This is a genomic window from Kitasatospora sp. NPDC022785 (genome assembly GCF_055561295.1).
In genome coordinates, this window is sequence record NZ_JBVHHB010000038.1 from 25464 (window position 1) to 51238 (window position 25775).

General features: G+C 74.4%; 23 protein-coding genes. 13 read left to right on the forward strand and 10 right to left on the reverse strand.

Features of this window, described 5'->3' with window-relative positions; translation table 11 throughout:
• Nucleotides 1-141 precede the first annotated feature (141 nt).
• The 3 genes from ACZ3YO_RS37090 (at nt 142) to ACZ3YO_RS37100 (ending at nt 3933) form a co-directional block, all read left to right on the forward strand.
• On the forward strand, nt 142-630 hold the full coding sequence (locus ACZ3YO_RS37090; protein ID WP_465578313.1) for a hypothetical protein: 489 nt from the start codon (nt 142-144) through the stop codon (nt 628-630).
• Entirely contained in the window at nt 627-2246 is a 1620-nt protein-coding gene (locus ACZ3YO_RS37095) for a multicopper oxidase family protein (RefSeq protein ID WP_465578315.1), read from the forward strand. The genes ACZ3YO_RS37090 and ACZ3YO_RS37095 overlap by 4 nt, the downstream gene beginning before the upstream one ends.
• Nucleotides 2247-2571: 325 nt before the next feature.
• Complete coding sequence (locus ACZ3YO_RS37100; RefSeq protein ID WP_465578317.1) at nt 2572-3933, forward strand: DUF2252 domain-containing protein; 1362 nt, start codon at nt 2572-2574, stop codon at nt 3931-3933.
• 35 nt (nt 3934-3968) lie between these two features.
• Here the strand turns inward: ACZ3YO_RS37100 and ACZ3YO_RS37105 are convergent, their stop codons facing one another.
• Nucleotides 3969-4907: an LLM class flavin-dependent oxidoreductase gene (locus ACZ3YO_RS37105; protein ID WP_465578319.1), complete on the reverse strand. Its 939-nt coding sequence runs from the start codon at nt 4905-4907 to the stop codon at nt 3969-3971.
• Between the two features lie 86 nt (nt 4908-4993).
• Here ACZ3YO_RS37105 and ACZ3YO_RS37110 point away from each other — a divergent pair, with 86 nt between their 5' ends.
• On the forward strand, nt 4994-5755 hold the full coding sequence (locus ACZ3YO_RS37110; protein ID WP_396319687.1) for a helix-turn-helix domain-containing protein: 762 nt from the start codon (nt 4994-4996) through the stop codon (nt 5753-5755).
• Here the strand turns inward: ACZ3YO_RS37110 and ACZ3YO_RS37115 are convergent.
• Nucleotides 5734-6156 carry a hypothetical protein gene (locus ACZ3YO_RS37115; RefSeq protein WP_465578322.1) on the reverse strand — a complete coding sequence of 141 codons (423 nt, stop codon included), beginning with the start codon at nt 6154-6156 and terminating at the stop codon, nt 5734-5736. The two genes, ACZ3YO_RS37110 and ACZ3YO_RS37115, sit on opposite strands and share 22 nt — an antisense overlap.
• A gap of 363 nt (nt 6157-6519) precedes the next feature.
• Here ACZ3YO_RS37115 and ACZ3YO_RS37120 point away from each other — a divergent pair, with 363 nt between their 5' ends.
• Nucleotides 6520-8070: a hypothetical protein gene (locus ACZ3YO_RS37120; RefSeq protein ID WP_465578324.1), complete on the forward strand. Its 1551-nt coding sequence runs from the start codon at nt 6520-6522 to the stop codon at nt 8068-8070.
• A 340-nt stretch (nt 8071-8410) separates the two neighbouring features.
• On the opposite strand, the gene ACZ3YO_RS37125 is transcribed toward ACZ3YO_RS37120, so the two are convergent.
• The 3 genes from ACZ3YO_RS37125 to ACZ3YO_RS37135 are packed head-to-tail and all read right to left on the reverse strand — an operon-like array spanning nt 8411 to nt 11626.
• Nucleotides 8411-9946 carry a Clp protease N-terminal domain-containing protein gene (locus tag ACZ3YO_RS37125; protein ID WP_465578326.1) on the reverse strand — a complete coding sequence of 512 codons (1536 nt, stop codon included), beginning with the start codon at nt 9944-9946 and terminating at the stop codon, nt 8411-8413.
• A complete protein-coding gene (locus tag ACZ3YO_RS37130) occupies nt 9943-11262 on the reverse strand; it encodes a caspase family protein (RefSeq protein ID WP_465578328.1) in 1320 nt (439 codons plus the stop codon). The genes ACZ3YO_RS37125 and ACZ3YO_RS37130 overlap by 4 nt, the downstream gene beginning before the upstream one ends.
• Nucleotide 11263: 1 nt before the next feature.
• On the reverse strand, nt 11264-11626 hold the full coding sequence (locus ACZ3YO_RS37135; protein WP_465578330.1) for an effector-associated constant component EACC1: 363 nt from the start codon (nt 11624-11626) through the stop codon (nt 11264-11266).
• A gap of 101 nt (nt 11627-11727) precedes the next feature.
• Between ACZ3YO_RS37135 and ACZ3YO_RS37140 the strand changes: the two genes are divergently transcribed.
• Complete coding sequence (locus ACZ3YO_RS37140; RefSeq protein WP_465578332.1) at nt 11728-12318, forward strand: HAD family hydrolase; 591 nt, start codon at nt 11728-11730, stop codon at nt 12316-12318.
• Nucleotides 12319-12389: 71 nt separating this feature from the next.
• On the opposite strand, the gene ACZ3YO_RS37145 is transcribed toward ACZ3YO_RS37140, so the two are convergent.
• Together ACZ3YO_RS37145 and ACZ3YO_RS37150 are read right to left on the reverse strand one after the other, a co-directional pair.
• A complete protein-coding gene (locus tag ACZ3YO_RS37145; protein WP_465578334.1) occupies nt 12390-13307 on the reverse strand; it encodes a diacylglycerol kinase in 918 nt (305 codons plus the stop codon).
• Between the two features lie 64 nt (nt 13308-13371).
• Complete coding sequence (locus ACZ3YO_RS37150; protein WP_465578336.1) at nt 13372-14994, reverse strand: FAD-binding oxidoreductase; 1623 nt, start codon at nt 14992-14994, stop codon at nt 13372-13374.
• A 20-nt stretch (nt 14995-15014) separates the two neighbouring features.
• Here ACZ3YO_RS37150 and ACZ3YO_RS37155 point away from each other — a divergent pair, with 20 nt between their 5' ends.
• The gene (locus tag ACZ3YO_RS37155; protein WP_465578338.1) at nt 15015-15695 is read left to right on the forward strand and encodes a TetR/AcrR family transcriptional regulator; all 681 of its coding nucleotides are present in this window, start codon (nt 15015-15017) and stop codon (nt 15693-15695) included.
• A 145-nt stretch (nt 15696-15840) separates the two neighbouring features.
• Nucleotides 15841-17427, forward strand: coding sequence for a glycerol-3-phosphate dehydrogenase/oxidase (locus ACZ3YO_RS37160; protein ID WP_465578340.1), 1587 nt, complete (start codon nt 15841-15843; stop codon nt 17425-17427).
• Between the two features lie 31 nt (nt 17428-17458).
• Here ACZ3YO_RS37160 and ACZ3YO_RS37165 read toward each other — a convergent pair whose 3' ends face one another.
• Nucleotides 17459-17752 (reverse strand): hypothetical protein, encoded by a 294-nt coding sequence (locus tag ACZ3YO_RS37165; RefSeq protein WP_465578342.1) that lies wholly within the window; start codon nt 17750-17752, stop codon nt 17459-17461.
• A 178-nt stretch (nt 17753-17930) separates the two neighbouring features.
• Nucleotides 17931-18680, reverse strand: a complete 750-nt coding sequence (locus ACZ3YO_RS37170) for an SDR family oxidoreductase (RefSeq protein ID WP_465578344.1) — start codon at nt 18678-18680, stop codon at nt 17931-17933.
• A 112-nt stretch (nt 18681-18792) separates the two neighbouring features.
• On the opposite strand from ACZ3YO_RS37170, the gene ACZ3YO_RS37175 reads away from it, so the two are divergent.
• On the forward strand, nt 18793-19698 hold the full coding sequence (locus ACZ3YO_RS37175; protein WP_465578346.1) for a LysR family transcriptional regulator: 906 nt from the start codon (nt 18793-18795) through the stop codon (nt 19696-19698).
• 198 nt (nt 19699-19896) lie between these two features.
• Entirely contained in the window at nt 19897-20472 is a 576-nt protein-coding gene (locus ACZ3YO_RS37180) for a TerD family protein (protein ID WP_465554155.1), read from the forward strand.
• A gap of 29 nt (nt 20473-20501) precedes the next feature.
• Here ACZ3YO_RS37180 and ACZ3YO_RS37185 read toward each other — a convergent pair whose 3' ends face one another.
• A complete protein-coding gene (locus ACZ3YO_RS37185; RefSeq protein WP_465578349.1) occupies nt 20502-21845 on the reverse strand; it encodes an FAD binding domain-containing protein in 1344 nt (447 codons plus the stop codon).
• 199 nt (nt 21846-22044) lie between these two features.
• On the opposite strand from ACZ3YO_RS37185, the gene ACZ3YO_RS37190 reads away from it, so the two are divergent.
• The 3 genes from ACZ3YO_RS37190 (at nt 22045) to ACZ3YO_RS37200 (ending at nt 25627) form a co-directional block, all read left to right on the forward strand.
• A complete protein-coding gene (locus ACZ3YO_RS37190) occupies nt 22045-24084 on the forward strand; it encodes an oxidoreductase (RefSeq protein WP_465578351.1) in 2040 nt (679 codons plus the stop codon).
• Between the two features lie 34 nt (nt 24085-24118).
• On the forward strand, nt 24119-24676 hold the full coding sequence (locus ACZ3YO_RS37195; RefSeq protein WP_465578353.1) for a PadR family transcriptional regulator: 558 nt from the start codon (nt 24119-24121) through the stop codon (nt 24674-24676).
• A 234-nt stretch (nt 24677-24910) separates the two neighbouring features.
• Nucleotides 24911-25627 carry a hypothetical protein gene (locus tag ACZ3YO_RS37200; RefSeq protein ID WP_465578355.1) on the forward strand — a complete coding sequence of 239 codons (717 nt, stop codon included), beginning with the start codon at nt 24911-24913 and terminating at the stop codon, nt 25625-25627.
• Nucleotides 25628-25775: the final 148 nt, after the last annotated feature.

Sequence of the window (25775 nt, forward strand, 5' to 3'; positions counted from 1 at the left end):
GATCAGCTACGCTCGCCGCCGCGCCGCCCGTGGCCGAGCCGCCTCCGGGGGCGTTTCCCGTTCCCCTGCCGGCCCCCGTGCCCGCTCCGCGTACCCGTGCCCGTCCCGCCGCCACCCCGGCCGAGCAGAGAGAAGCCCTCCATGAGCAGTCCTCCCGTGGCCCCCGCGCCCCGCTGGCCGCTGATCCTGCTGCGGGCGAGCGCCACCGCGTCGGCCCTCCTGGCCCTCCTGCAGACCGTGCTGGCCGGCGGATTCCTCAACGGCCACTACGAGGCGCTGTCGATGCACGCGGCGGGCGCGACGGCGCTGGCCGTCGTCGTGGTCTGCCAGCTGGTGTCCGGGGCACTGGTCGTGTGGCCCGGCCGCGGCCCGCGCCGGCCGCTCGGCGTCGCGGCGCTGCTGACGGCCGCGGTGATGCTGCAGACCGGCCTCGGCTACAACCGGGCGGTGGGCCTGCATGTGGTGGTCGGGGTGCTGCTGGTCAGCGGCGCCCTGTTCGCCCTGACCGGCGCCTGGCGGCAGCCGCTGCCGGCCCGCCCGGCGGCCCCCGCCGGAGCGGACGGCCCCGGGGACACCGACGGCGCCGGCCTGCTGCCCCGGCCGGGCGGGCACGTGGAGGTGGCCCAGTGAGGCGCCGCCGGTTCCTGGGCATCGGCGCGGCCGCGGTCGGCGCGGGCACACTGGGGGCGTTCGCCGTCCCGGCCGCCGCCCGCCTGCTGACCGAAGGCCGGCCGGGTCTGCTGCTGAACAGCACGGTGCCGCTGCCGGAGGCGTTCCAGGTGCCGCTGCCGGTGCCGCCGGTCCTGCGGCCGGTGAGCACCGACGGCGGCACCGACCACTACGAGATCACCCAGAAGGTCGCCCGGCTGGAGATCCTGCCCGGCCTGCGCACCGAGACCTGGACGTACGGCGGCAGCTACCCCGGCCCGACGCTGGCCGTCCGCTCCGGCCGGCAGACGGTGGTGCGCCACCGCAACGAGCTGCCGGTGCCGTCGGTGGTCCACCTGCACGGCGGGCACACGCCGGCGGAGAGCGACGGCTACCCGATCGACCTGATCCTGCCGGTCGGGTCCAACAGGTCCCCTGCCGCGCCGGGCGCGGCGGGCGCGGCGGGCATGGCGGGCATGGCCGGGATGGCGGGCATGCCGGGCATGGAACACCCCGCCGACCTCCCGCTCGGCCGGATCACCGCCGGCGACCGCAGCTACACCTATCCCGGCAACCAGCGCGCGGCCACGCTCTGGTACCACGACCACCGGATGGGCTTCACCGGTCCCGGCATCTGGCGCGGCCTGTCCGGCTTCCACCTCGTCCACGACGACGAGGAGGACGCCCTGCCACTGCCGCGCGGCGACCGCGACCTCCCGCTGATGCTCGCCGACCGCGCCTTCGCCGAGGACGGCTCCTTCCGCTACCCGGCCGTCGACCCCGCGCTCGCCGTCCCCGGCGTCACCGACGACTACATGAACGGCGTCCTCGGCGACGTCCTCCTGGTCAACGGCGCCCCCTGGCCCCGGCTGGACGTGGACCGCGCCCGCTACCGGCTGCGCCTGCTCAACTCCTCCAACGCCCGCCTCTACCGCCTGGAGCTCGACCCGCAGCCCTCCGGCGGCGGCGCGCTGGTCCAGATCGGCGGCGACGGCGGCCTGCTGGAGGCCCCGCTCGCGCACGACGCCGTCGAGATCGCCCCGGCCGAGCGCTTCGACATCGTGGTCGACTTCTCCCGCTACCCGCCGGGGACGTCCGTCCGCCTGATGAACCGGTTCGGCAGCGAGCGGACCACCGAGGTGATGCGGTTCGACGTCTCCTCCCGCACCGTCTCGGACGACTCGGCCGTGCCCGAGCGGCTCTCCGACTTCGAGCGGCTCGACCGGGCGGCCGCCGTCACCACCCGTACCTTCGGGTTCCGCCGCAGCCGCAGCGACGGCTGGACCATCAACGGCCAGCCGTACCGGCCGGGCCGCGCCCTCGCCCGGCCCGCCCTCGGCACCACCGAGATCTGGCGCTTCTTCACCGACCTGCACCACCCCGTCCACCTCCACCTGGACCCGTTCCAGGTGCTCTCCCGCAACCGCGCGGACCCGGGCCCGTACGACGCCGGGTGGAAGGACACCGTCGACCTGCGGCCGGCGGAGTCGGTGGAGGTGCTGGTCCGGTTCACGGACTACCCGGGCGCGTACATGCTGCACTGCCACAACCTGGAGCACGAGGACATGGCGATGATGGCGGACTTCGTGGTCGAGTGAGGGCCTTCGGGTCCTTCGGTGGGGCCGGCGGGGCTTTCCGGGGCCGCCGTGGCTTTCCGTGGCTTTCCGGGGCCGCCGTGGCCGTGGGGGCCGTGGGGGCCTCACCCGTTCGGCCGAGTGCGGGCGGGCGGGCGTGCCGCGCACCCGCCCACGCCTCGACATGCCGGGCCCCGGCAGGTGACCTACCGTCGCGAAGAAGGGAGATGACACCTGCCGAGCGGGATGCCACTCGCGGGCAGAGCCGCCACCCGCCGACCCGGGACGCCGCCCGCCGGCCGGGACGCCGCCCGGCGGAAGAGCCGCCCCGCCGACCGAGGAGCCGCGCATGACCACTTCCGCCGAACGCCGCCGGCGTGGCCGGGCCGCCCGTGACCGGGTCTCGCGCTCCGCCCACGGCCGCTGGATCCCGGCCGCCGACCGCCCGGACCCGATCGTCGTGCTGGAGCAGCAGGCCGTCGACCGGGTCCCCGAGCTGCTGCCGATCCGCTACGGCCGGATGGCCGACTCCGCCTTCGCCTTCCTTCGCGGCTCCGCCGCCGTCATGGCGGCCGACCTCGCGGCCGGCCCCGACACCGGCATCACCGTCCAACTATGCGGCGACGCCCACCTGTTGAACTTCGGGGTGTACGCCTCGCCGGAGCGCGCACTGCTCTTCGACCTCAACGACTTCGACGAGACCTACCCGGGGCCGTTCGAGTGGGACGTCAAACGTCTCGCCGCCAGCGTCGCCGTCGCGGCCCGGGACAACGGTCACGACGAGGAGCGCGTCCGCCGGGCCGCGCTCGCCGCCGTACAGGGCTACGTCAGCGCGATGCGACGGCTGGCGGCGATGGGTGAGCTCGACGTCTGGTACGCCCGGATCGACTCCGAGGACCTGCTCCCGCTCGTCCGCAAGCCCAAGCACCGCAAGCAGGTCGAGGCCGGACTCGCCCACGCCCGCCGCCGCACCAGCCTGCAGGCCTTCGAGAAGCTCACCGAGGAAACGGAGGACGGCCGGCGCCGGATCATCAGTGAGCCGCCGCTGATCGAGCCGCTGCCGAGGAACGAGCTCCGCCGCGTCGGCAAGATCTTCAGCGACTACCGCGCCACCCTGGCCGAGGACCGCGGAGTCCTGCTCGACCGCTTCCACTTCGTCGACGTGGCCAGCAAGGTGGTCGGCGTCGGCAGCGTCGGCACCCGCTGCTTCATCATCCTGCTGGAGGGCCGTGACACGGACGACCCGCTCTTCCTCCAGATCAAGGAGGCCGGCCGGTCCGTCCTGGAGGAACACCTGCCGACCACCCGCCCGCACGCCGAGGCGCCGATCGCCCACGGGGGTCAGCGCGTCGTCACCGGTCAGCGCCTGATGCAGGCCGCCAGCGACATCTTCCTCGGCTGGACCACCGGCCCCGCCGGTCGTCACTTCTACGGCCGCCAACTGCGCGACATGAAGGGCTCGGCGGACGTCGCCGACATGACGCCGTCCGCCCTGCGCTCCTACGCCGACCTCTGCGGCCGCGCCCTGGCCCGGGCCCACGCCCGCTCCGGCGACCGCCTGGCCATCGCCGGCTACCTCGGGACCGCCGACACCTTCCCCGAGGCGATCGCCGACTTCGCCGGCCACTACGCCGACCAGACGGAGGTCGACCACGCCGAGCTGCTGGCCGCCATCGCGGACGGCAGGGTCACGGCCCGGCGCGACATCTGACGTGTGATCATGTGAGCTGCGGCTCGGGCGGGAGCTCAGGCAAGCCCGGGCAGGAGCTCGGCGAGCCGCCGGAGCTGCTCGCGATGGGACGGCAGGTCGAGCGCGCCGAGCCGGGCGACGACGTGGCGCGCGCCCGCGTCCCGGTAGCGGGCGAGCGCGGCCGAGACGTCCTCCGGGGTGCCGGTGACCACCGCCTGGATCTTCTCCAACTCCACCAGCGGCATCCCGTAGTTGGCGTGTGCGTAGGCGTCCAGCGCCTCGCGGCCGCTCGCCACGTCCGTGTCCACGCGGACGGAGACGAACAGCGCCGGGGTGATGTCCGCCGCCGGACGCCCGGCATCGGCCGCCGCCTTGTGGACGTCCGCCAGCCCCGAGCGGTAGTCGGCCGGGTCGGGCGGGTAGGGCAGCCAGCCGTCGTACAGCCGCCCGGTGCGGGCGAGCGCCGCCGGCGTCGCGCCGCCGAGCCAGACCGGCGGGCCGCCCGGGCGGAAGGGGGCGGTCGCGGCCGGGATCGCGGCGAAGTCGTGGAACTCGCCGTGGAACTCGCCGGCCCCGCTCCACAGCGCCCGCCAGAGCGCCACCGTCTCGTCCAGCCGGGCGAACCGGCGCGCCCACGGCACCTCCGACAGCTCGTACAGCGGCTGCCCGAACCGCCCGGGGAAGCCCGCCCCGACCGCCACCGCCAGCCGGCCGCCGGAGAGCAGGTCGATCGAGGCGAGCGCCTGCGCGGCCTGGATCGGCCGGCGGAGGAACGGCAGCAGCGCACCGGTGCCGAGGATCACCCGCTCGGTCACCGGGGCGAGGGCGGCCAGCATGGTGAGCGTCTCGATGCGCGGGCTGAGCAGGGAGTCGTTGGCGAAGAGCGATGAGTAGCCCGACTCCTCGGCCTGCCTGGCGAAGGCGATCAGCTCGCGCGGGTCGCTCTCGGTGCCCCACTGGGCCTTGCCGGTCGGGAGAAGTACGCCGATGTCCATGCCGGTGATCGTCCCCGGTGGCCGGTAGTGCCACAATTCCCTTGAAGGAATGGCGAGTACGCCGTGGCTGCGGCTACAACTGGCCTGTGGAATTCTCCCAGACGCTCCGCGAGCGCCGCACCCGCAGCCGTATCAGCCAACTCGACCTCGCCACCCGCGCGGGCACCACCCAGCGGCACCTCAGCTTCATCGAGTCCGGGCGCTCGGTGCCCGGCCGGGGCATGGTCGTCCGGCTGGCCGAGTCCCTCGACCTGCCGCTGCGTGAGCGCAACGAGCTGCTGCTGTCGGCCGGTTACGCCCCCGCCTACCCGGAGAGCCGGCTCGACAGCCCCGACCTCGCCCCCGTCCGGACGGCCATCGAGCACATCCTCGCCGGCCATCAGCCCTATCCCGCCCTGGTGGTGGACCGCAGGGGCGATGTCGTCGCCGCCAACGCCGCCGTCGACCTGATCACCGAGGGCGCGGCCCCCGAGCTTGTCGGCCCCGGCACCAACGCCTACCGCCTCGCCCTCCACCCCGACGGCCTGGCCCCGCGCATCCTCAACTTCGCCGCCTGGGCCCGCCACATCGTGGAGCGGACGGCGCACCTCGGCGAGCTCCACGCCGAACTGGCGTCGTACGTGCCCGAGCTGGAGGACATCGGGGCCGACCACCTGGGCTTCGCGGTGCCGCTGCACCTGCGCACCTCGCGCGGCGACCTCCATCTGATGACGACGGTCACCACCTTCGCGACCGCCGTCGACATCACGCTCGCCGAGCTGAAGCTGGAGGCCTTCCTCCCGGCGGACGAGGCGACGGCGGCCGCGCTGCGGGCCGAGAGCGGCACTCAGGCGCCGGGAAACATGTAGTCGGTGGTGACCCGGTCCTCGTCGTCGAGCAGCAGGACCTCCAGCCCGCTCCCGACCGGCTCGCCGCCGTCGACGGGGACCATCTCCCAGGTGAACCTGAGGCAGTCGCGGAGCCGGACGGCGGTGCCCCTCGCCCGGAAGGTGAACTCCCCGGGGGCGACGAACTCCCGGTGGCTGCGGGAGACCCGGGTCTCGATCGCGTCGTACCCCGCCGCCTCCAGTGCGGTGTCCTCGAAGCCCAGCTCGGCGGCCCGGTCGCGGATCTCCACCGGCGGCTGGAGGACGTGGACGCCGCCCTCCGCCCAGACCAGCTCGATCGCCTTGCGGCGCAGGGCCGGGTCGGGCTCGGTCCAGAGGGCGATGTAGCGGTCGGCGATCTCCTGGGCGGTGAGGGTGGTCATGCTGTGCTCCTCGCGTTGTGTCGGCGGTGTGCCCGGGCGACACCCATCCTGCGGGGGGCGGGTGATGGCAACAATTCCCGGCGGGGAATGGCCCGGCGACCGGCGGGGTGGCCACCCCGCCGGTCGGCGGAATGACGCGGCGCTGACACCCGCCGAAGGTCCGGTGCGGCGGAACCGCCTCGCCCCAACTCGGTTGCCAGCGGCCTTGATTGACGAGGTCTTGACGATTCGTTCACAGTTTGCATGTCTTCGACAATCTTATTCCTCGTCAGTAACATGGCGGGTGCGCGGCTGTTCGAGCCGCTGCTGAAGCCACTGGTCCCGGGCGCCCGTGTGCGCGTCCGCCACTTCGAAAGAGCTTCGTTGAAGAGTCCCCTCGGCACGGCGGTCCGCCCTGCCCTCGTTTCGCTGTTGCTGCTCGGTGTCGCTGCGTGCGGCCCGACATCGGGCGCGCAGCAGGCCGCCCCGGCCACCTTTGAGCCCGCCGGCGCCGCGGCCCCGGCCACCGCCTCCTCGCCGGCGAGCCCGTCGGCGGCGCGGGCGTCCGGCGCGCCGCACGCCCACGCGTCCAGCCCGGCCGCCGCCGCGCCGAGCTCCGGCCGCCCGGCGGCCGGCAGCCTGCCGGTGACGGCCGCCCAGCCGGGCGTCCGGCAGGCGGCCATCGGCGCACCCGGGAAGGACGGCGCGGCCGTCGCCCCGGAGGCGAAGAGCCTCCAGCTCACCGCGTACGACCCGGCCGCCGGCACGGCGGTCCTGGCGGCTGCGGGCGGCCCCTCGGCCGGCCCGTCCGCGAGCGCTTCGGCGAGCGCGCCGGCGAGCTCGGCCGCGAGCCCGTCGGCCCCGTCCGCGGCGCCGACGCCGGCCGACGTCGTCAAGCCGGGCCAGCTCCTCGCCAGCCCGCCGACCGATGCCGCGCCGCAGGGGGCGCTGGTCGCGGTCACCGCCGTGAAGTCCGCCGGTGGCGGTTCCGTCACGGTGTCCACCCGGCCGGCCACCCTCTCCGAGCTGCTCGGCAACGCCGAGGCGGACGGCAAGGTCCCCGTCGACCCGGCGGCGATCAAGGTGACGCCGCTGGTCAAGGACCTCAAGGCGACCGTCGCCCGGGAGAACGGCACCACCAGGGCCGACGCCTCCGGCACCCTGGAGGTCGACGTCAAGGCGCCGATCCCGCTGCCCGACGGCCTCAGCGCCGACGCCTCCGCCTCGCTCCAGCTCCACCCGGCCCTGCACTTCGCCTACCACGGCGCCGGCATCGGCAGCCCGCGCACCGCGTCGATCGGCTTCGACCTGGGCGCCCACGCCCAGTGGAAGGTCAGCGGCGACCTCGCCCGCAGCACCGGCTCCGCGCCGATCCGCCTGCCGTTCGCCAAGCTCCAGGCCAGCCCGGTCGTCACGGTGGCCGGCCTGCCGGTCGTGGTCAACCTCGGGCTGACCTGCTACCTGGAGATCGGCGCCGACGGGAAGATCCACGTCGAGGCCGAGCAGGAGATCACCGGCACCTGGGCCGTGCACGCCGACTACACCGGCGGGCGCGGCTGGACCTCCTCCACCGACGCGGCCGACACCAAGGTCTCCCCGGTGCACGTCCGCCTCTCCGGCACGGCCGCCGTCCGCGCCGCCCTCGCCGCCGAGGTCAGCGTCGGCCTCTACGACACGGTCGGCGTCGAGGCCACCGTCGCCCCCTACCTGCGGGCCCAGGCGGACGGCTCGCTTGCCGTCGACGTCCCGGGCGGCACACCGCGGCTCCAGGGCAGTTGGGCCCTCCTCGGCGGCGTCGACCTGAACGGTGCGCTCACCGCCCACCTGAAGATCTTCGGCACCCCGATCATCGAGGGCAAGCTCCCGCTGCCGCCGTTCCACCGCGAATGGCCGCTGCTCTCGGGCGCGTTGCCGTCGGCCTCGCCGAAGAGCTGAACCACTGCCGAAACCGTGAACCCCGGGCCGATCGCGTCGGCCCGGGGTTCGCTGCTGTCGTGGTCTCGACGGACGGTGACGTGGGTGTCCGCCCAGCCGGTGTCGCTGCCGCCCCGGGCGGGTGCCGGGGCGGCCCAGCCGGGCCGGACGTCGGCCGACCCGTGCCCTCGGCGACGGCGGGGCGGGAGATGGCCTGGCCCGGTGATCATCCCGCTGCCGCCGGGCGAGCTTGGCGGGCGTGCGCTGCTGGGCGGGCGGCGTGACGGATGCGGTGGTGCCTCGCGGGCTTTCGCCGCTGCGGAGGAGATCGGTCCGGCCGACTTCCCGTGCGCGGGGGGGCTCAGCTCATCGCCCAGACATAGGGGTCGTGCGGGACGGGCTGTGCGGGTCGAGCCGGCGGCGGGGCGTGAGGGACGGTTGTGTCCAGCAGGCCGGTGTAGGCGGTGAGGGCCTCCGTCACCTCCGCGGCGGTGACGCGGCGGCCCGGAGGGCCGTCCGGCGCGGTCCTGCGGCGTTGCTCGGCCAGCGCTGCCGTGAGGCTGTTGACCACCTCGCCGTAGCGGCGTGTCAGGACGAGGTCCTGCGACGCGGTGGCCGAGTCGAGGTGACGCCGGCGTTCGGCGAGCTCCAGTTCGTAGGCGTCGGCGACCGGATCGGTGTGTGGAACGACCGTGCGGGCGCCCGCCACGGCGGCCGCCTGGTCGAGCAGGTCGATCGCGGAGCCCGGCAGGGCCTGGCCGGGCAGGTGTTCGCGGGCCAGGGCGGCCGAGGCCTGGAGCGCTTCGTCGGTGATCGCCACATGGTGATGCTGCTCCAGCCGGGGACGGGCGCGCGTGAGGATCTCCTGTACCTCGTCGACGGAGAGCGCGTCGATCTCCAGCGGTTGGAGGAGCCGGTCGAGGCTCGGGTCCGGTTCCCGTCGGCGGAACTCCGACGTCGTGCAGGCCGCGATGACGGAGACGCCGGCGCCGGCGAGCGCGGGCCGGAAGAAGGCCAGGGTCTCTGCTCTGCCGTCGGGGGTGTGCAGGACGGTGAGCGCGTTGTCGAGGAAAAGGATGAGGCCGTCACTGCGCTGGAGCTCTGCGAGCAGACCGGACATCAGCTCGGCGAACCGGCCGTGGTACTGGGGATCGGTGAACAGGGTTCCGGCGTCGAGCGAGTGGACGCGTCGGCCGGTGAAGGCCTCCGGCGCTGTGCCGGCGGCCGCGGCGTGGGCGAGTCCGGCCACGATGCTCGCCTTCCCCACCCCGGGGTCGCCGACCAGCAGCGGGACGTTCCGCTGCCGCCGGGAGAGGATCTGGATGATCCGCTTGATCTCCGTCGTCCGGCCGACGACGGGATCGAGTTCGGAGACGAGTGCCGCCCGACTGAGGTCGCGGGAGAACCGGTCCAGCAGCGGCGTCGCAGCAGGCGGTGGCGGGCCCGGATCGGCCGCGGAGCCCGACAGGGCCAGCACCTGCCGGCGCAGGCGGTTGGGGTCGACGCCCATTTCGGCCAGGACTTGGATGCCGATGCCGTCGCCCTCGCGGAGCAGGCCGAGCAGTATGTGCTCGGTGTCGATGTGGTTGCGGCCCAGCCGCACGGCCTCCCCGGACGACAGTTCCAGGGCCGTCTTCGCCCGGGAGGTGAGGGGGATGTAACCGGCCATGGCCTCCTGGCCCTGGCCCATGAGCTCCACGACCTTCCCGTGGACGGAGCTGTAGGAGAGGCCGAGGCTGTTCAGGGCTTCGGCAGCGGTACCCACACCTTCGTTGAACAAGGCCAGCAGGAGGTGCTCGGTTCCCACGCAGGTGTGCCTGAGCATCCGGGACTCGTGCTGAGCCAGGCCGATGACCCGTCGAGCGTCGTCGGAGACGAGGACGTTGGCTGTGCTCATCCCCTCGCCTCATCGTCGCCGAGAGCCGCCAGATCCGCCCGCGCCCGCCGTGTGTGCGGGTGGTCGGGGCCCAGCACCCGCTCCCGCTCCGCCACCAGCTGCCGCAGCAGCGCCGCCGCCTCGTCGGCCGCCCCGGAGAGTGTGAGGTTGCGGGCGAGCATGTGCCGGGTGCGGAGCGTGTGTGCGTGCTCGACGCCGAGGACGCGGCTGCGGTCGGCGAGCAGGACGCGCAGCATGGCGACGGCCTCCTCCCGGTGGCCCGCCTCGCCGAGGTTCACGGCGAGGAACTGCCGGGTGCGCAGAGTGTCCTCGTGCTCGGGGCCCAGTACGCCGTTCTGGTCGACCAGGAGCAGCCGCAGCAGGCGGGCCGCCTCGGCAGGGTCTCCGGCGCCACCGAGACTGTGGGCGTGTGACTGTCGGCCGAGCAGGGTCTCCTCGTGCTCGGGGCCGAGGACGCGGACCGCCTCGTCGAGGAGGGCGCAGAGCGTGTCCGAAGCCCCCTTCCAGTCACCGAGCGTGCCCTGACTCACCGCCGAGACGCGCCGCCTGCGCAGCTCTCGCTCAGCCGCTGCCGCGTACGCGCGGTTGACGCCGAGGGCGGTCAGGCCCGCCGTCCGGGTACCGCGGTTGAGCGGAACCGGCAGGCCCTCGGCGGTCATCGTGGCTGCGAGCCGCCGGTAGAGGTCATCCACGGTGAGGAGTTCGGGGCCGCCCGCCACACCCTCGCGCAGCAGGCGGATCAGCCGTCCGGAGAAGGCAGTGTGGTCCTCCCCGGGCAGCGAGAGGGCGACCTGGTCGCGCTGGGCGGAGGTCAGGACGTACGTCCCCTCGACCTCCAGGCGGTTGAGCCGGTCATCGTCCCCGCCCGCCATCGAGTCGGTGACGACCCGGCCGGAGAAGCAGCAGTCGAGGATGATGATCTTCGAAGCGGCCCTGCTGTCGAGCACCGCACCGCGCAGTTTGTCGTACTCCAGTGAGCTGAACCATGGGGTCTCGAACGCGCTGTCCGGTAAGGCCAGATAGAGGTCGTGGCGGCGTCCGGCGACCAGTCCGTGCCCGGCGTAGTAGACGAGCAGCAGGTCCTCGGCCTCCTGCACGGCGGTGTGCAGCCGTTGGCCGATGCTGCGCAGGTCGCCGTCGTCCAGCAGCACCGTGCAGTGGCCGGCGGGCACCAGCCCGTGGAGGGGGTCGGTGAACAGGTCGGCGAGGTCGTCGATCGTCTGCCGTACGGCGGCGAGGTCCGGGAGTCTCGGGTCGGAGTAGCTTCCGGCGCCGATCAGGACGATCCGGGACCGCTGGGGATCCGGAAGACGCACGTCACTCCTGCTCGGGTGCGCTGCCGTCCAGTACCTGGCGCAGGACGGCCTCCAGGTCCTTGCCGCGGATCCGCTTGGCGTCGAGCTCGACGGTCTCGCCGCCCGGCCGCCGGATCTTCAGCCGGACGTCGCTCCGCTTGGGCTGGGCGAACCAGGTGCGCAGTGAGGCGGCCAGCACCGAGACGGCGCCGCCGGCCCCGGCCGCGACCGTCACGAGGTCCGCCACCGAGCCGAGTTCGCCTGGTGCCGGTGCCGCACCGGTCAGAGTGACGCCGGCCAGCCCCGGTTCCCCCCGAAGCCAGTCCGCGAGCGACTCGGCCTCCGCGGCGGTCTGCTCACCGGTCACCGACATCTGCACGTCCACGGCGCCCCCCAAGTGGCCTGGAAATGAATAAAGTCGATGCCGAAGTCTACTGACCCGGGTGGCCCGCAGGGCCGGAAACGGGCGGGAGATAGCCTGGCCCGGTGATCATCCCGCTGCCGCCGGGCGAGTTCCGGGCCTACCTGTTCGACTGCGACGGCACCGTCGCCGACTCCATGCCGCTCCACTACCGCGCGTGGAAGCAGGCGCTGGACGAGTGGCACTGCGTGTTCCCCGAGGAACTCTTCTACGCCTGGGGCGGCCGGACCGTCGCCGGCATCATCGCCTCGCTCAACGAGGAGCAGGGACTGGCGATGCCGGTGGAGGCCGTCGCGCGCCGGAAGGAGGACCTCTACGGCGGGCTGTTGCCGCAACTCACCGCCGTGCCCGGCATTCTGGCGCACGTCGAGTACGCGCACGGCCGGCTGCCGAGCGCGGTGGTTTCCGGCAGCGCCCGGGAGTCCGTCACGGCGTCGTTGACCACCCTCGGGCTGCTCGACAGGTTCGACCTGCTGGTCTGCGCCGGCGACTACACGAACGCGAAGCCCGACCCCGAGGCGTTCCTCCTCGCGGCGGAGCGGCTCGGGGTCCCGCCGCAGGACTGCCTCGTCTTCGAGGACACCGACCTGGGGATCGAGGCCGCGACCGCCGCCGGCATGGCGTCCGTGCGCGTCCCCCCGCCCCAGGAGCGCTGAGCGGCTCGGAGGCGGGCGCAGGAGGCCCGGCGGGGCCGGCCTCCTGCGCCGGGGGCGTCGGCGTTCTCCGGTCAGGCCGGGGCGAGCAGGTGGAGGGCGCCCGGGGCGACGGTGACGTCGATCGGCAGCGCCGCCATGAACTCGCCGTCCGCGTAGGCGGTGATGCCCGGCGACTCGATGCGGAGCGAGGCCGTGCGGTGGGTGGTCACCTCCGGGCGGTCGACGTGCGTGCCCTTGAAGAGGGTGGGGAAGAAGCGGGCGATCCTCAGCCGCGGCATGGCGGCGACGAGGGTGAGGTCGAGCAGGCCGTCGGCGGGGTCGGCGGTGGGGCAGATGAGCATGCCGCCGCCGTAGCTGGTGGTGTTGCCGACGGCGGCCAGGGTGAGGTCCTGTTCGATGACCGTGCCGTCGGCGAGGGTGATGCGGAAGGGCAGCGGGCGCAGGTTGGCGAACTCGACCAGGATGGCGAGGTTGTAGCGCATCCGGCCGCGTGGCCAGCGGAGCCGGTTGGTGCGGTCGCTGACGAGGGAGTCGAAGCCGCTGGCGAGGACGGAGCCGAACCAGCGTGACGTGCCGTCGGAGGCCGTGACCCGCCCGAGGTCCACGGCGCGGGTGTGGCCGGCGGCGATGACCTCGGCCGCGGCCTCGGGTGCGCCGCGCGGCAGCCCGTACGCGCGGGCGTGGTCGTTGCCGGTGCCCGCCGGGACGACGCCGAGCGGGACGCCGGTGCCGGCTGCCGCCTGGAGGCCGAGGTTGATCATGCCGTCCCCGCCGGCCACCACCAGCGCGTCGCAGGTGCCGGAGGAGACGGCGGCGTGGGCCAGCCGGAGGGAGTCCTCCGGCGAGGAGCCCGCCCGTTCGTCCACCTCGACGCCGAGGGCGCGCAGGCGGGCGGTGGCGCGGCGGGCCGCCGGCTCGGCGTGGCCGGCGGCCGCCGCGGGGTTGGTGAGGAGGACGACGCGGCGGACGGCGCCTCTCGGGCCGCTCATGCGCCCACCTCGCTTCGTTCGGCGCGGGCCCGGGCCCGGGCGCACCCCTCGACCGTTCGCCCGCTCAAGGGATCAGCTTTCCGGGGTTGAGGATGCCTGCCGGGTCGAGCTCGGCCTTGACCGCGCGCAGGATCCGGATGCCCAGCTCGCCGATCTCGTCGGCCATCCAGGGCCGGTGGTCGGCGCCGACGGCGTGGTGGTGGCTGATGGTGCCGCCACCCGCGACGATGGCGTCCCCGGCGGCGCGCTTGGCGGCGGCCCACCGCGTGAGCGGGTCCTCGCCGAGGGCGGCGACGACGGTGAAGTAGAGCGAGGCGCCGGTCGGGTAGACGTGCGAGATGTGGCAGAGGACGAGCGCGCCGGGGAGGGCCTCGGTCAGGGCGGAGGTGACGGCGAAGCGCAGGTCGGCGAGCCGGCGCCAGTCCGTCGCCGTCTCCAGCGTCTCGCAGAGCGCGCCCGCGGCGAGCAGCGAGTCCCGCAGGTACGGGGCGCTGAACCGGCCGTGCTCCCAGGCCCGGGCGGGCGCCTCGCCGAGGGAGGTGCCGCCGGCGGCCAGCAGGACGGCCCGGGTGAGCTGGTGGCGGGTGGCGACCTGTTCGGCGGTGCCCTCGAAGACGGTGACCGCCAGGCAGCCGCTGACGGCCGGCTCGCCGCCGATCTTCTCCGTCATGGCCAGGTTGACCATGGTCTCGGCCTCGTCGGAGAGCCGGATGACGGTCGGGCCGGTGTCCTGCTGCTCGACGGCGCGCAGGGCGGCCGCGCCGGCGGCGAAGTCCGGGAAGGACCAGGCCTCGTAGGCCTTCACGGCGGGCACCGCGTGCACTCGCACCCGGACGGCGGTGATCACGCCCAGCGTGCCCTCCGACCCGAGGAAGAGCTCGCGCAGGTCGGGGCCGGCAGCGGAGGCGGGGGCGCGGCCGAGGTCCAGGACGCCCGCCGGGGTGACGACGCGCAGGCCGCGCACCATCTCGTCGAAGCGCCCGTACCCGGCGGAGTCCTGGCCGGAGGAGCGGGTGGCGGCGAACCCGCCGATGGTGGCGAAGCGGAAGCTCTGCGGGTAGTGGCCGAGCTCGAAGCCGCGCTCGGCGAGCAGAGCCTCCGCCGCCGGGCCGGTCAGGCCCGCGCCGAGGACGGCCTCGCCGGAGGTCTCGTCCAGGTCGAGGAGCCGGTCGAAGCGGCGCAGGTCGAGCGAGACGACGGAGCTGAGCCCGCCGCGCTCCGGGTCGAGCCCGCCGACCACGCTGGTGCCGCCGCCGAAGGGGACGACGGCGATCCGGCGCTCGGCGCAGAGCGCGAGCAGCGCGGTGATCTCGTCCTCGCTGCCGGGCAGCACGACGGCGTCGGGCGCGTCCTGCGGCTCGCGGCTGCGGCGGCGCAGCAGGTCGGGGGTGGACTTGCCGCCGGACCGGGGGAGGCGGTCGGCGTCGGCGGCACTCACATGGGCCTCGCCGACCACGGCCGCGAGCGCCTTCAGGTCGTCCTCGGCCAGCCGCGAGGGGTGCAGCACGACCTCGTCGGCGGCCGGGCCGGGGGCGGCGTCGCCGGTGACGCCGAGGGCGGCGGCGAGCAGGGCCTTGATGTCGGCGGACAGCTCCTTGGCGAGGGCCGGGTCGCCCCAGGCGTCCCACTTCATCGGGGGGAGCGGCAACGCGGCGCCGGCCGGTCCCGCTTGCTTCTCAGGTGCCATGCGTTACAGTTTCACACATCATGTCAAGTAGTAACGCGAGCTCAGGCGGTTCCCACGGCGCAGGCACCCCGGGTGGCCCTGGCGTTCCGGGCACCCCCGGCACCCTCGGCGGCGCCGGCACTCCCGGCGGTGCCCCGGAGCCCCGCTCCACCGACGACGCGATCCTCGACGCCGCCGCCGAGCTGATCGTCCACCTCGGCGTGCGCCGGACCCAGTTGGCCGAGATCGCCCGCCGTGCCGGGGTCAGCCGGCCGACCGTCTACCGGCGCTGGCCGGACGTCCGGGCGGTCATCGGGGCTCTGCTCACCCGCGAGATCCGGGCCACCCAGGAGACGGTGGCGCTCGCCGGCGAAGACCGCGAGGCCCTGGTGGACGGGGTGGTCGAGGTCGCCGTCCGGCTGCGCGACCACCCGGTGCTCGGCGCCCTGCTGCGTTCGGCCGACTCCGACACGCTCTTCGAGTACGTCGTGGAACGGCTCGGCACCAGTCAGCGCGGCCTGATCGAGGCGCTGCGCGCCGGCATCGAACAGGGGCAGGCCCACGGCTCGATCCGGGCCGGCGAGCCAGTCGAACTGGCCGCCATGGTGCTGCTGATCGCCCAGTCCACCGTGCAGTCGCACCGCATGGTCGCCGCGCTGCTGTCCGAGGAGGCCTGGCGGCGCGAACTGGCCCGGGCCCTGAACGGATACCTCGCGCCGTGAGCCGCCACGAGCGCGCCATGACCGGCCGTGCTGCCGGGACGTGCCGGGTCGCCGGGGCCGACCGGGCCGTCACGGCCGGTCGGGCCGCCACGGCTGGCCGGAGCATCGCAACCGATCGGAACACCGCGACGAACGGAGGCACCAGATGACCACCGCCGCAGGGCCCTACGCCGGAACCACCCGACTCGACGCCAGGCGCAGGGAGTTGGAGCTCGACGACCTCACCGACGGGCCGGCCGTCGACCTGCTGGTGATCGGCGGTGGCGTGACCGGCGCGGGGGTCGCCCTGGACGCGGCCGCCCGCGGCCTGCGCACCGTCCTGGTCGAGGCCCGTGACCTCGCCTTCGGGACGAGCCGGTGGAGCTCCAAGCTGGTCCACGGCGGCCTGCGCTACCTCGCCTCCGGACGGGTCGGGGTGGCCCGGGAGAGCGCCGTCGAACGCGGTGTGCTGATGACCCGCACCGCCCCGCACCTGGTCCGCCCGATGCCCCAACTGGTACCGCTGCTCCCGGGGTTGATGAGCCGAGGGCAGACCTCGCTGGTCCGTGTCGGGTTCGTCGCGGGCGACGCGCTGCGGCTGAGCGCCGGGACGCCGGGCGGGCTGCTGCCCCGGGTGCGCCGCGTCGGCGCCGAGCGCGCCCGCCAACTGGTGCCCGGCGTCAGGGCGGAGGGCCTCACGGGTGCGCTCGTCGCGCACGACGGCCAACTGGTCGACGACGCACGGCTGGTGGTGGCACTGGCCCGGACGGCCGCGCAGTACGGCGCCACCGTGCTGACCCGGGTGCGGGCGGAGGACGTCTCAGGCACCTCGGCCCGGCTGACCGACGCCCTCACGGGCCGGTCCCTCACCCTCGCCGCCCGCGCCGTGGTCAACGCCACCGGCGTCTGGGCCGGCGACGTCGACCCGTCGATCCGGCTGCGGCCCAGCCGCGGCACCCATCTGATCGTCGACGCGGCCGCCCTCGGCCGGCCGGCCGCCGCGCTCACCGTGCCGGTGCCGGGCTCCACCAGCCGGTTCGTCTTCGCGCTGCCGCAGCAGCTCGGCCGGGTCGCGATCGGCCTCACCGACGAGGACGCGCCCGGCCCGATCCCGGACGAGCCCCAGCCGACCGAGGGTGAGCTCGCCTTCCTCCTCGACACCGTCAACGCCGCCCTGCAGACCGCGCTGACCAGGGCGGACGTGCGCGGCGCCTACGCCGGGCTGCGGCCGCTGATCGACACCGGCGGCGGCGCCACCGCCGACCTCTCCCGCCGGCACGCCGTGCTGGAGTCCCCGTCCGGCGTGATCACCGTGGTCGGCGGCAAGCTCACCACCTACCGCCGGATGGCCGAGGACGCGGTGGACACCGCCGCCCGCCTGCGCGGCCTGCCCGCCCGCGCCTGCTGGACGGCCCGGCTGCCCCTGGTCGGCGCACCCACCCACCGCGACAGCCGTCCGGCGCCCGAGGGTGAGGTGCCCGCCTCGCTGCTCGCCCGGCACGGTGGCGCGGCCCGCGAGGTCCTGGCGGAGGGGACGGCCCTCGGCGCCGGCTACGCGGCGCCCGTCGTGCCCGGTATCGACGTCACCCGCGCCGAGATCGCCTATGCGGTCACGCACGAGGGCGCGCTGGACGCCGACGACGTGCTCCACCGCCGGACCAGGATCGGTCTGGTGGCGGAGGACGCCGACCGCGCCCGGGCCGCCGTCGAGGAGATCGTGGCAGAGATCGCCGCGGAGGCCGGACAGGCGTGAGGGCGCGTCCGGTGCCGGCCGCGCGGAGCCCTCAGTACTCCGTGTGTTCCGGCATCGGGTGGGCGGCGCCGCCCAGCTCCAGCACACAGGCGAGCGGCTGCTCGGGCGCCCCGGTCCGCTCCAGCCGGACGGCGAGCGGCACCGGCGGCTCCTCGGCCAACTGGGCGGCGAGGGTGAGCGGGTAGACGCCGTGCCCGTGCACGCGGTGGAAGGCGAGCTCCTTGCCGTCCACCAGCAACTCGGTCTCGGTGATCCAGCCGGACCGGACGTTCACCGTCACGGAGTGGTTGCCCCGGTCGAGGTGGAAGCTGTGCCGCTGGCGCATGGGGACCTCCTGGGGGACCCGTGCAGGGGAGCGGGAGCGGTGCGCGAACGCCGCACGGTCAGTCTACGTCCGGTCACTGCGGCAGGCCCGGGCCGACGGGCGCCTCCGGCATGCGGCGAGGTGCCCCTGCGGGCGGGGTGCGCGGCCGGGACGACGGCCGCTCACGCCGGTGGGTGCCTCACGCCAGGCGGCCGCCGCCGTCCACGTGGAGGACGGTGCCGGTGACGAAGGGGCTGGTCATGGTGAACAGGACGGCGCGGACGAGGTCCTCGGTGGTGCCGACGCGGCGGGCCGGGTTGCGTTCGGCGATCGAGCGCAGGAACGGCTCCTTGTCGGTGCCCATGCGGTCCCAGGCGCCGCTGTCGACGATGCCGGGGGAGACCGCGTTGACGCGGACCGGGGCGATCTCGACGGCGAGGGCCTGGACGAGGAACGCCAGCGCGCCGTTGGTCGTGGCCATCACGGTGCGGGCGGGGGCGGGGCGCCAGGCGGCGACGCCGGAGAAGAAGGTGAAGGACGCGCCGTCGGCGCTGCCGGTTGCGGCCTGGCCGGCGAGGTGCTTGGCGAGCAGCAGCGGACCGTAGACCTTGGCGGCGAACGCCCGCTGGACGTCGGCGAGTTCGAGCTCGGCGAGCGGTCCGTTGGCGGGCGTCGCGGCGGTGGAGACCAGGTGGTCGAAGCGGCCGGTGGCGCTCGCCAGGGCGGCGATGGAGGCCTCGTCGGCGAGGTCCACCGGGACGACCTCGGCCGGGCCGGTGAGCTCTCCGGCCGTCCACTCCAGCTTGCGCGGGTCGGGGCCGGCCAGGACCAGTTCGGCGCCGGCCGCGGAGGCGGTGCGGGCGAGGGCGCGGCCGGTGTTCGAGCCGGCGCCGACCACGACGATGCGGCGGCCGGAGAGGTCGGCGGAGGGGAGGGCGGTGGAGGTCATGACGGTGGCTCCTGTCAGGGGGTGCGGAGGGGACTTCGGTACGTCCGACCTTCCACCGGCACCCGCCGATGAGTCCAAGGCTTGTTTTCTCGCCCACCCATAAACTCCCTGCATGGCTACGCTGCGACAGCTCGAATACCTGGTGACCGTCGTCGACACCGGTTCCTTCACCCGCGCCGCCGAGCAGCTGCACGTCACCCAGCCCGCGCTCTCGCACCAGGTGCGGGCGTTGGAGCGGGCCGTCGGCGGCACCCTGCTGGAGCGGCTGCCGCGCGCCGTCCGGCTGACGCCGATGGGGCGGGCCGTCCTGCCGCACGCCCGGGCGGCGCTCGCCGACGCCGAGCGGTTGCGGACGGCGGCCCGCCGTACCGCGGGGCTGGACGGCGGCGAGCTGGAGCTGGCCACCGTCTACTCGGTGAGCCTCGGCATCCTGCCGCCGGTGCTGCGCGCCTGGCGCCGGCTCCATCCGCAGGTGCGGATCCGGCTGCGGGAGTACGCCCACAACGACGAGCTGCGCGCCGCGCTGGCGGCCGGGCAGGCGGACGTCGCGGTCGGCACGCCGCCGGCGGACTGGGAGGGGCCGATCCGGGAGCTCGGTGTGGAGGAGTTCGTCCTCGCCCTGCCCGTCGACGAGGAGTTGAGTGATCGTCACGTCATCGGCCTGGCCGACCTGTCCGAGCGCGACTGGGTCCACTACGCGCCCGGCAACGGGCTCGCGGATCTGCTGGACCGGGCCTGCGCGGAGGCCGGTTTCCGGCCGCGGGCCGCGGTGCGGACGGAGCAGACCGCGGCCGCACCGCTGCTCGCCGCCGCGGGGCTCGGGCCCGCCCTGGTGCCCGCCAACATCGTGCCGCCGGGCTTCGACGGCCTGGTCCGCCGGCCCGAACCGCCGGTGCGGCGCCCGCTCGCCGCGTACACCCGGACCCGGCCGGATCCGCTGACGGCGGCCTTCGTCGAGCTGCTGGCCCGGCAGGCGTGCCTGCTGCCGCCGCACGTCGCCGAGCTGCTGGCGGCATGAGGGTGTCGATGGGCTCGACCACCGCGAGACCCGGGGCCGCTCCCGCCACCCCGGGCGCACCCGCCCCGCGGCCCCGCGCCCCCACACTCCGCCCCCGTGCGCCCCGCGTCTCGCGCTCCCGCGTCGCTGCAAGCGGATTCTCGTGATCTCTACAGTGTTGTAGATTCTTGGGCAGGGAGAGCAATCGAGGAGGGCATCGTGGGAGTTTCGCTGGCCAAGGGTGGCAATGTCTCGCTGACCAAGGAGGCGCCGGGCCTGACCGCCGTCATCGTCGGCCTCGGCTGGGACGTGCGCACCACCACCGGGACCGACTACGACCTGGACGCGAGCGCGCTGCTCTGCAACGCGCTCGGCAAGGTCGTCTCGGACCAGCACTTCGTCTTCTTCAACAACCTGCGCAGCCCTGAGGGTTCGGTCGAGCACAGCGGTGACAACCTGACCGGTGGCGGCGACGGCGACGACGAGCAGATCAAGGTCGACCTGGACGCGGTGCCGGTCGACGTGGCCAAGGTGGTCTTCCCGGTGTCGATCTACGACGCCGACGCCCGCCTGCAGAGCTTCGGGCAGGTCCGCAACGCGTTCATCCGGATCGTCAACCAGGCCAACGGCCAGGAGATCGCCCGGTACGACCTCACCGAGGACGCCTCGACCGAGACCGCGATGGTCTTCGGCGAGCTGTACCGCAACGGAGTGGAGTGGAAGTTCCGTGCCATCGGCCAGGGTTACGCCTCCGGCCTGCGCGGCATCGCCACCGACTACGGCGTCAACGTCTGAGGCGATGCCGGCGGCAGGCCGGTGAACTCCTACTCCGCCCGGGAATTCTGAGGGAGGGTCGGCGGCCGCCCGATGGCGTGGCCGCCGAACCCGCCGGTGCCGGCGACCTGCTGCTGCCACCAGGCGATCATCGACGCCTCGTCCATGGCCGACCAGTCGGGCGCCCCGGTCACCTGGGCCTGCCCGAGCCGGCGCCCCACCTCGACGGTCTCCCGCCCGACCACGCCGCGTTCGGCGTCGTACGCGGGCAGCAGTTCGGCCCAGGAACCGGCCGTGCGCCACGTCTCCTCGAAGGCGCAGGCGTCCTGCAGCGCCTTGACGACGCCGCTGGTGTTGTGTGGGCGGACCACGGTGGCCGCGTCCCCGGCCAGCAGCAGGCGGCCGGCGGTGCGGCGCGGGACGGCCAGGTCGTAGATCGGCTGCAGGAAGGTCCGCTCACGCGGGGTGAGGGTGACCACCCCGGCCCAGTACGGCGGCAGGTGCCGGTCGGCCAGTTCGGCCAGCTCCTCGAACCGGGCGGTGGTGAGCGTTCCGGCCGGGACGCTGGTCGCGCCGTCCAGCCGCAGCCAGGACGGCGTGGGGGCGTAGAAGACCCAGTTGACCTGGGTGGAGCCGGGCTCCACGCCCGGGATGCGGTAGAGCACCACCTGGCCGCCGGGGTAGCAGACGGTGATCACCTCGCCCTCCGGCCAGAGCGCCGCGCCGCCGGGCAGCCCGTCCAGAAGCCCGGCGTCGAAGCTGCCGCGCCAGCAGACGTACCCGGCGAAGGCGGGCCGGGCGCCGGGGAAGGCGGATTCGGGGCAGACGGCCTCGCGGACCACCGAGCGGTAGCCGTCGGCGCCGACCACCAGGTCGTACGTCTCGCGTCCGCCGCCGGCGCTCTCCACCCAGGCCTGCCCGCCGTTGCCGCTGTTCCCGTTCCCGCTATTCCCGTTCCCGCCGTCCCCGTCCGCGCCGCCCACCGCGGTGACGGCGTCGCCGAGGCGGAAGGTGACGCTGTCGGGGGTGCGTTCGCGCAGGGCCTGCCAGAGCACACCCCAGTGGTAGGAGTGGAACGGCATCTCCTGTGCCCAGAGGAGCCGCCCGCGGGGCGTGCCCCCGCCGGTGGCCCCCGTCCCGCCCCCGTCCCCTTCGCGGGTGAGCCAGTGGCGGTGGCTGAGCCGGTGGTGCCGGATGCCGTCGTCCAGGTGGCCGGCCCGGACGAGCTCGTCGTAGCGGGGGTCGAGGACGCAGAGGCCGACCCCTCGGTCCTCCAGCCGGCCCGGGCTCCGTTCGAGGACCACCACCTGTTCTGCCCCGCCCCGCGCGGCGGCCCGCGCGAACGCGCACCCCGCGATGCTGCCGCCGACCACGGCTATCGACCCGCCCCGCACTGCCGCCCCCTCCCCGGGGGTCCGCTGCGAAACCCCCTGTCGCGCAACGACCATACGCGTGTTCGGCGGTGGGCTGACGGGTGGTCAGCGATATTCGGCGGCCGCGGTGGGCATTCCGGTTATGCAACTTGTTGCATAGAGTCCGACGCATCCCCTACCGTGTGGTAACAAAGAGCCGCCCCGCCGCCAGGAGACGTCGATGAGCACCACCGCCCAGCCGCCCTACCCCCACCTGCTGAGCCCGCTCGACCTCGGCTTCACCACCCTCCCCAACCGCGTGATCATGGGCTCGATGCACGTCGGCCTGGAGGAGGCCCCCGGCGGCTTCGACCGGATGGCCGCCTTCTACGCGGAGCGCGCCCGCGGCGGCGTCGGCCTGATCGTCACCGGCGGCATCGCCCCCAACGAAGCCGGCCGGCCCTGGGGCGGCGGCGCCATGCTCACCACCGAGGCGGAGGCCGACCGGCACCGCACCGTCACCGACGCCGTGCACGCCGCCGGCGGCCGGATCGCGATGCAGATCCTGCACTTCGGCCGCTACGCCTACCACCCGGACCTGGTCGCCCCCAGCGCCCTCCAGGCCCCGATCAGCCCGTACGTGCCGAACGCGCTCGACCCCGGGCAGGTCGAGCAGACCATCGAGGACTTCGTCCGCTGCGCGGCCCTCGCCCAGCGCGCCGGGTACGACGGCGTCGAGATCATGGGCTCGGAGGGCTACCTGATCAACGAGTTCATCGCCGCCGCCACCAACCGGCGCGAGGACGAGTGGGGCGGCTCCTACGAGAACCGGATGCGCTTCCCCGTAGAGATCGTCCGCCGTGTCCGCGAGCGGGTCGGCCCCGACTTCATCCTGATCTACCGCCTCTCCATGCTCGACCTCGTCCCCGGCGGCTCCACCCTCGCCGAGGTCGTCCGGCTCGCCCAGGCCGTCGAGGCAGCCGGCGCCACCATCATCAACACCGGCATCGGCTGGCACGAGGCCCGCATCCCGACCATCGCCACCTCCGTCCCGCGCGGTGCGTACGCATGGGTGACCAAGAAGGTGATGGGCTCGGTCACCGTGCCTCTCGTCGCCGTCAACCGCATCAACACCCCCGAGATCGCCGAGGAGTTGCTCGCCGACGGCTGCGCCGACCTGGTCTCGCTGGCCCGGCCGCTGCTCGCCGACGCCGACTTCGTCGCCAAGGCGCAGGACGGCCGCGCCGCCTCCATCAACACCTGCATCGGCTGCAACCAGGCCTGCCTGGACCACACCTTCAGCGGGCAGATCACCTCCTGCCTGGTCAACCCGCGGGCGTGCCACGAGACCGAACTCGTCCTCGCGCCCACGAAGGTGCGCAAGCGGATCGGCGTCGTCGGAGCCGGACCGGCCGGCCTCGCGTTCGCCGTCTCCGCCGCCGAACGCGGCCACGCCGTCACCCTGTTCGACGCCGCCGACACCGTCGGCGGGCAGCTGAACATCGCCCGGCGGATCCCCGGCAAGGAGGAGTTCGACGAGACCCTGCGCTACTACCGCACCCGGCTGGCCGAGTTGGCCGTCGAGCTGCGCCTCGGCGCCGTGGTCGGCGCCGGGCAGCTGGCCGCCGAGAGCTTCGACGAGATCGTCCTCGCCACCGGCGTCAGCCCGCGAACCCCGGCCGACCTGCCGGGAGTCGACCACCCGAGCGTGGTCGGCTACCTGGACGTGCTGCGGGACGGCGCCCCCGTCGGCGAGCGCGTCGCCATCCTCGGCGCCGGCGGCATCGGCTTCGACGTCGCCGAGTACCTCACCGACCAGGGCGACGCCGCCAGCCTCAACCCGCCCGTCTTCCACCGCAAGTGGGGCATCGACCCCGAATACCGGGAGCGCGGCGGCCTCACCAGCCCCGAGCGGCCCAAGCCCCCGCGCAGCGTCCACCTGCTCCAGCGCAAGACCACCAAGGTCGGCGCCGGCCTCGGCAAGACCACCGGCTGGATCCACCGCACCGAACTCAAGCACCGCGGCGTCACCATGGTCGCCGGCGCGAGCTACGAACTGATCGACGACGCCGGCCTGCACTTCGCCGTGGACGGCGAACGGCAGCTGCTGCCCGTCGACACCGTCGTCCTCTGCACCGGTCAGGAGCCGCGCCGCGACCTCGACGCCGCCCTGCGCGAACTCGGCCTCACCCCGCACCTGATCGGCGGCGCCGACGTGGCCGCCGAGCTCGACGCCAAGCGCGCCATCAAGCAGGGCACCGAGCTGGCCGCCGCGATCTGATCCGCCGGTGGGGCGGACCTCTAGGATCGACCCCATGTCGCTGCCGCACGCCATCCTCACCGCCCTGCTGGAGAAGCCGTCCTCGGGGCTGGAGCTGACCCGGCGGTTCGACAGGTCGATCGGTTTCTTCTGGTCCGCCACCCACCAGCAGATCTACCGCGAACTCGGCCGCCTGGAGACCTCCGGCCTGATCCGGGCCCTCCCGCAGACCGGCCCCGTACGCGGCCAGAAGAAGGAGTACGAAGTCCTGCCCGCCGGCCGCGCCGAACTCGAACGGTGGACGGCCGGCGGGGACGACCCCAAGACCGTCCGCGAACCCCTGCTGCTGCGCCTGCGCGCGGCGGCGGTGGTCGGCACGGCCGGGCTGGACGCCGAACTGGCCCGGCATCTCGCCCTTCACCGTACGCAGTTGGCCGACTACGAGGAGATCGAGCGGCGGGACTTCCCGCCCGAGAAGGCGGCCGGGGAGAACCGGCTCCAGCACGCCGTGCTGCGGGCCGGGATCGGGCTGGAGGCGTTCTGGGTGGAGTGGCTGACGGAGACGCTCGCCGCGCTGCCCGGTGCTTCCGCGCCGCCGGGCTCTCCTGCGTAGCCCGGTGGTTCGAGGCGGCCCGGCTCCAGTGCGCAGCCCGGTGCTTTGAGGTGGCCCGGTTCTCCTACGAGGCCCGGTGCTCCCGCGCGGCCCGCTGACCCATCCTGACCTGCGCTTCTGCCGCCAGGGCGGGCGGTGGGGCGGCCCCGGTGCGACACTGGGTGCCTGTCCCTGTCCGACTCCTGATCGGGGGCCCGCATGTCCCGTTCGCGGCCTCTCCTCACTCTTGCCGCCGTGGCCGTGGCCACTGCCGTCACCCTCGGCTCGGCCGACAGCGCCACCGGCGCCGCCCCACCGGCCACGCTCACCGTCCGAGTTGCCCCGGCCGAGCAGTTGCCCACGGCGGACCAGTTGAAGGCGGCCCTGCTCACCGCCGCCGAGCTCGGCCCCGACTTCACCGAGGCCCCGGCGGGCGTCGGCCCCTCGCCGAGCGGCGGAGCCTCCCCGGTCGCCGGCTGCGACGCACTGCGCGCCCTGCTGAACCGGAGCGGGGCCCAGGCCTCGCCACAAGCCCCGCATCAGGAAGTCGAGTTCGACGGCCCCGACGGCAACCCGATGGTGACCGAGTCGCTCACCGCCGAGGACTCCGCCCGGCTCACCACCGACTTCGCCACCGTCACCGACGCGTTCGCCTCCTGCCACAGCCTCACCTTCAACGACGACGCCGGCGGGGCCGTGACCTTCACCGTCACCCCCATGACACTCGGCGACCGCCAGGGCGCCCCCGCCGTCCGGCTCGACGGCACCCTGGGCGGCGTCCAGCTCAACGGTTACATCGCCGTCGAACGCTTCGGTTCCGTCGCCATGTCCTACGGCTTCTTCCAGCGCGACGACGGGTCCTCCCAGCTCGCCTCCCTCTACTACCGCGCGGCCGTCGCCAAGGCCGAGCGCACCCTCGGCAGCACGGCCGGCAGCGCCACGGCTCCGGCGGCCCCGGCAGCCCCGGCCTGACCGGGCGGCGAAGGCCCGGGCGACCGGTGCGTGTCCCGCTGGGCATGCCCTGACGCACTGCGGCGAGGCTTATGACAACACCATTGACGTGTTGAGCGCGGCGGCGCTTTCATGGGCGCCACGGTCCCGACGCCCCCAGGAGCAGCAC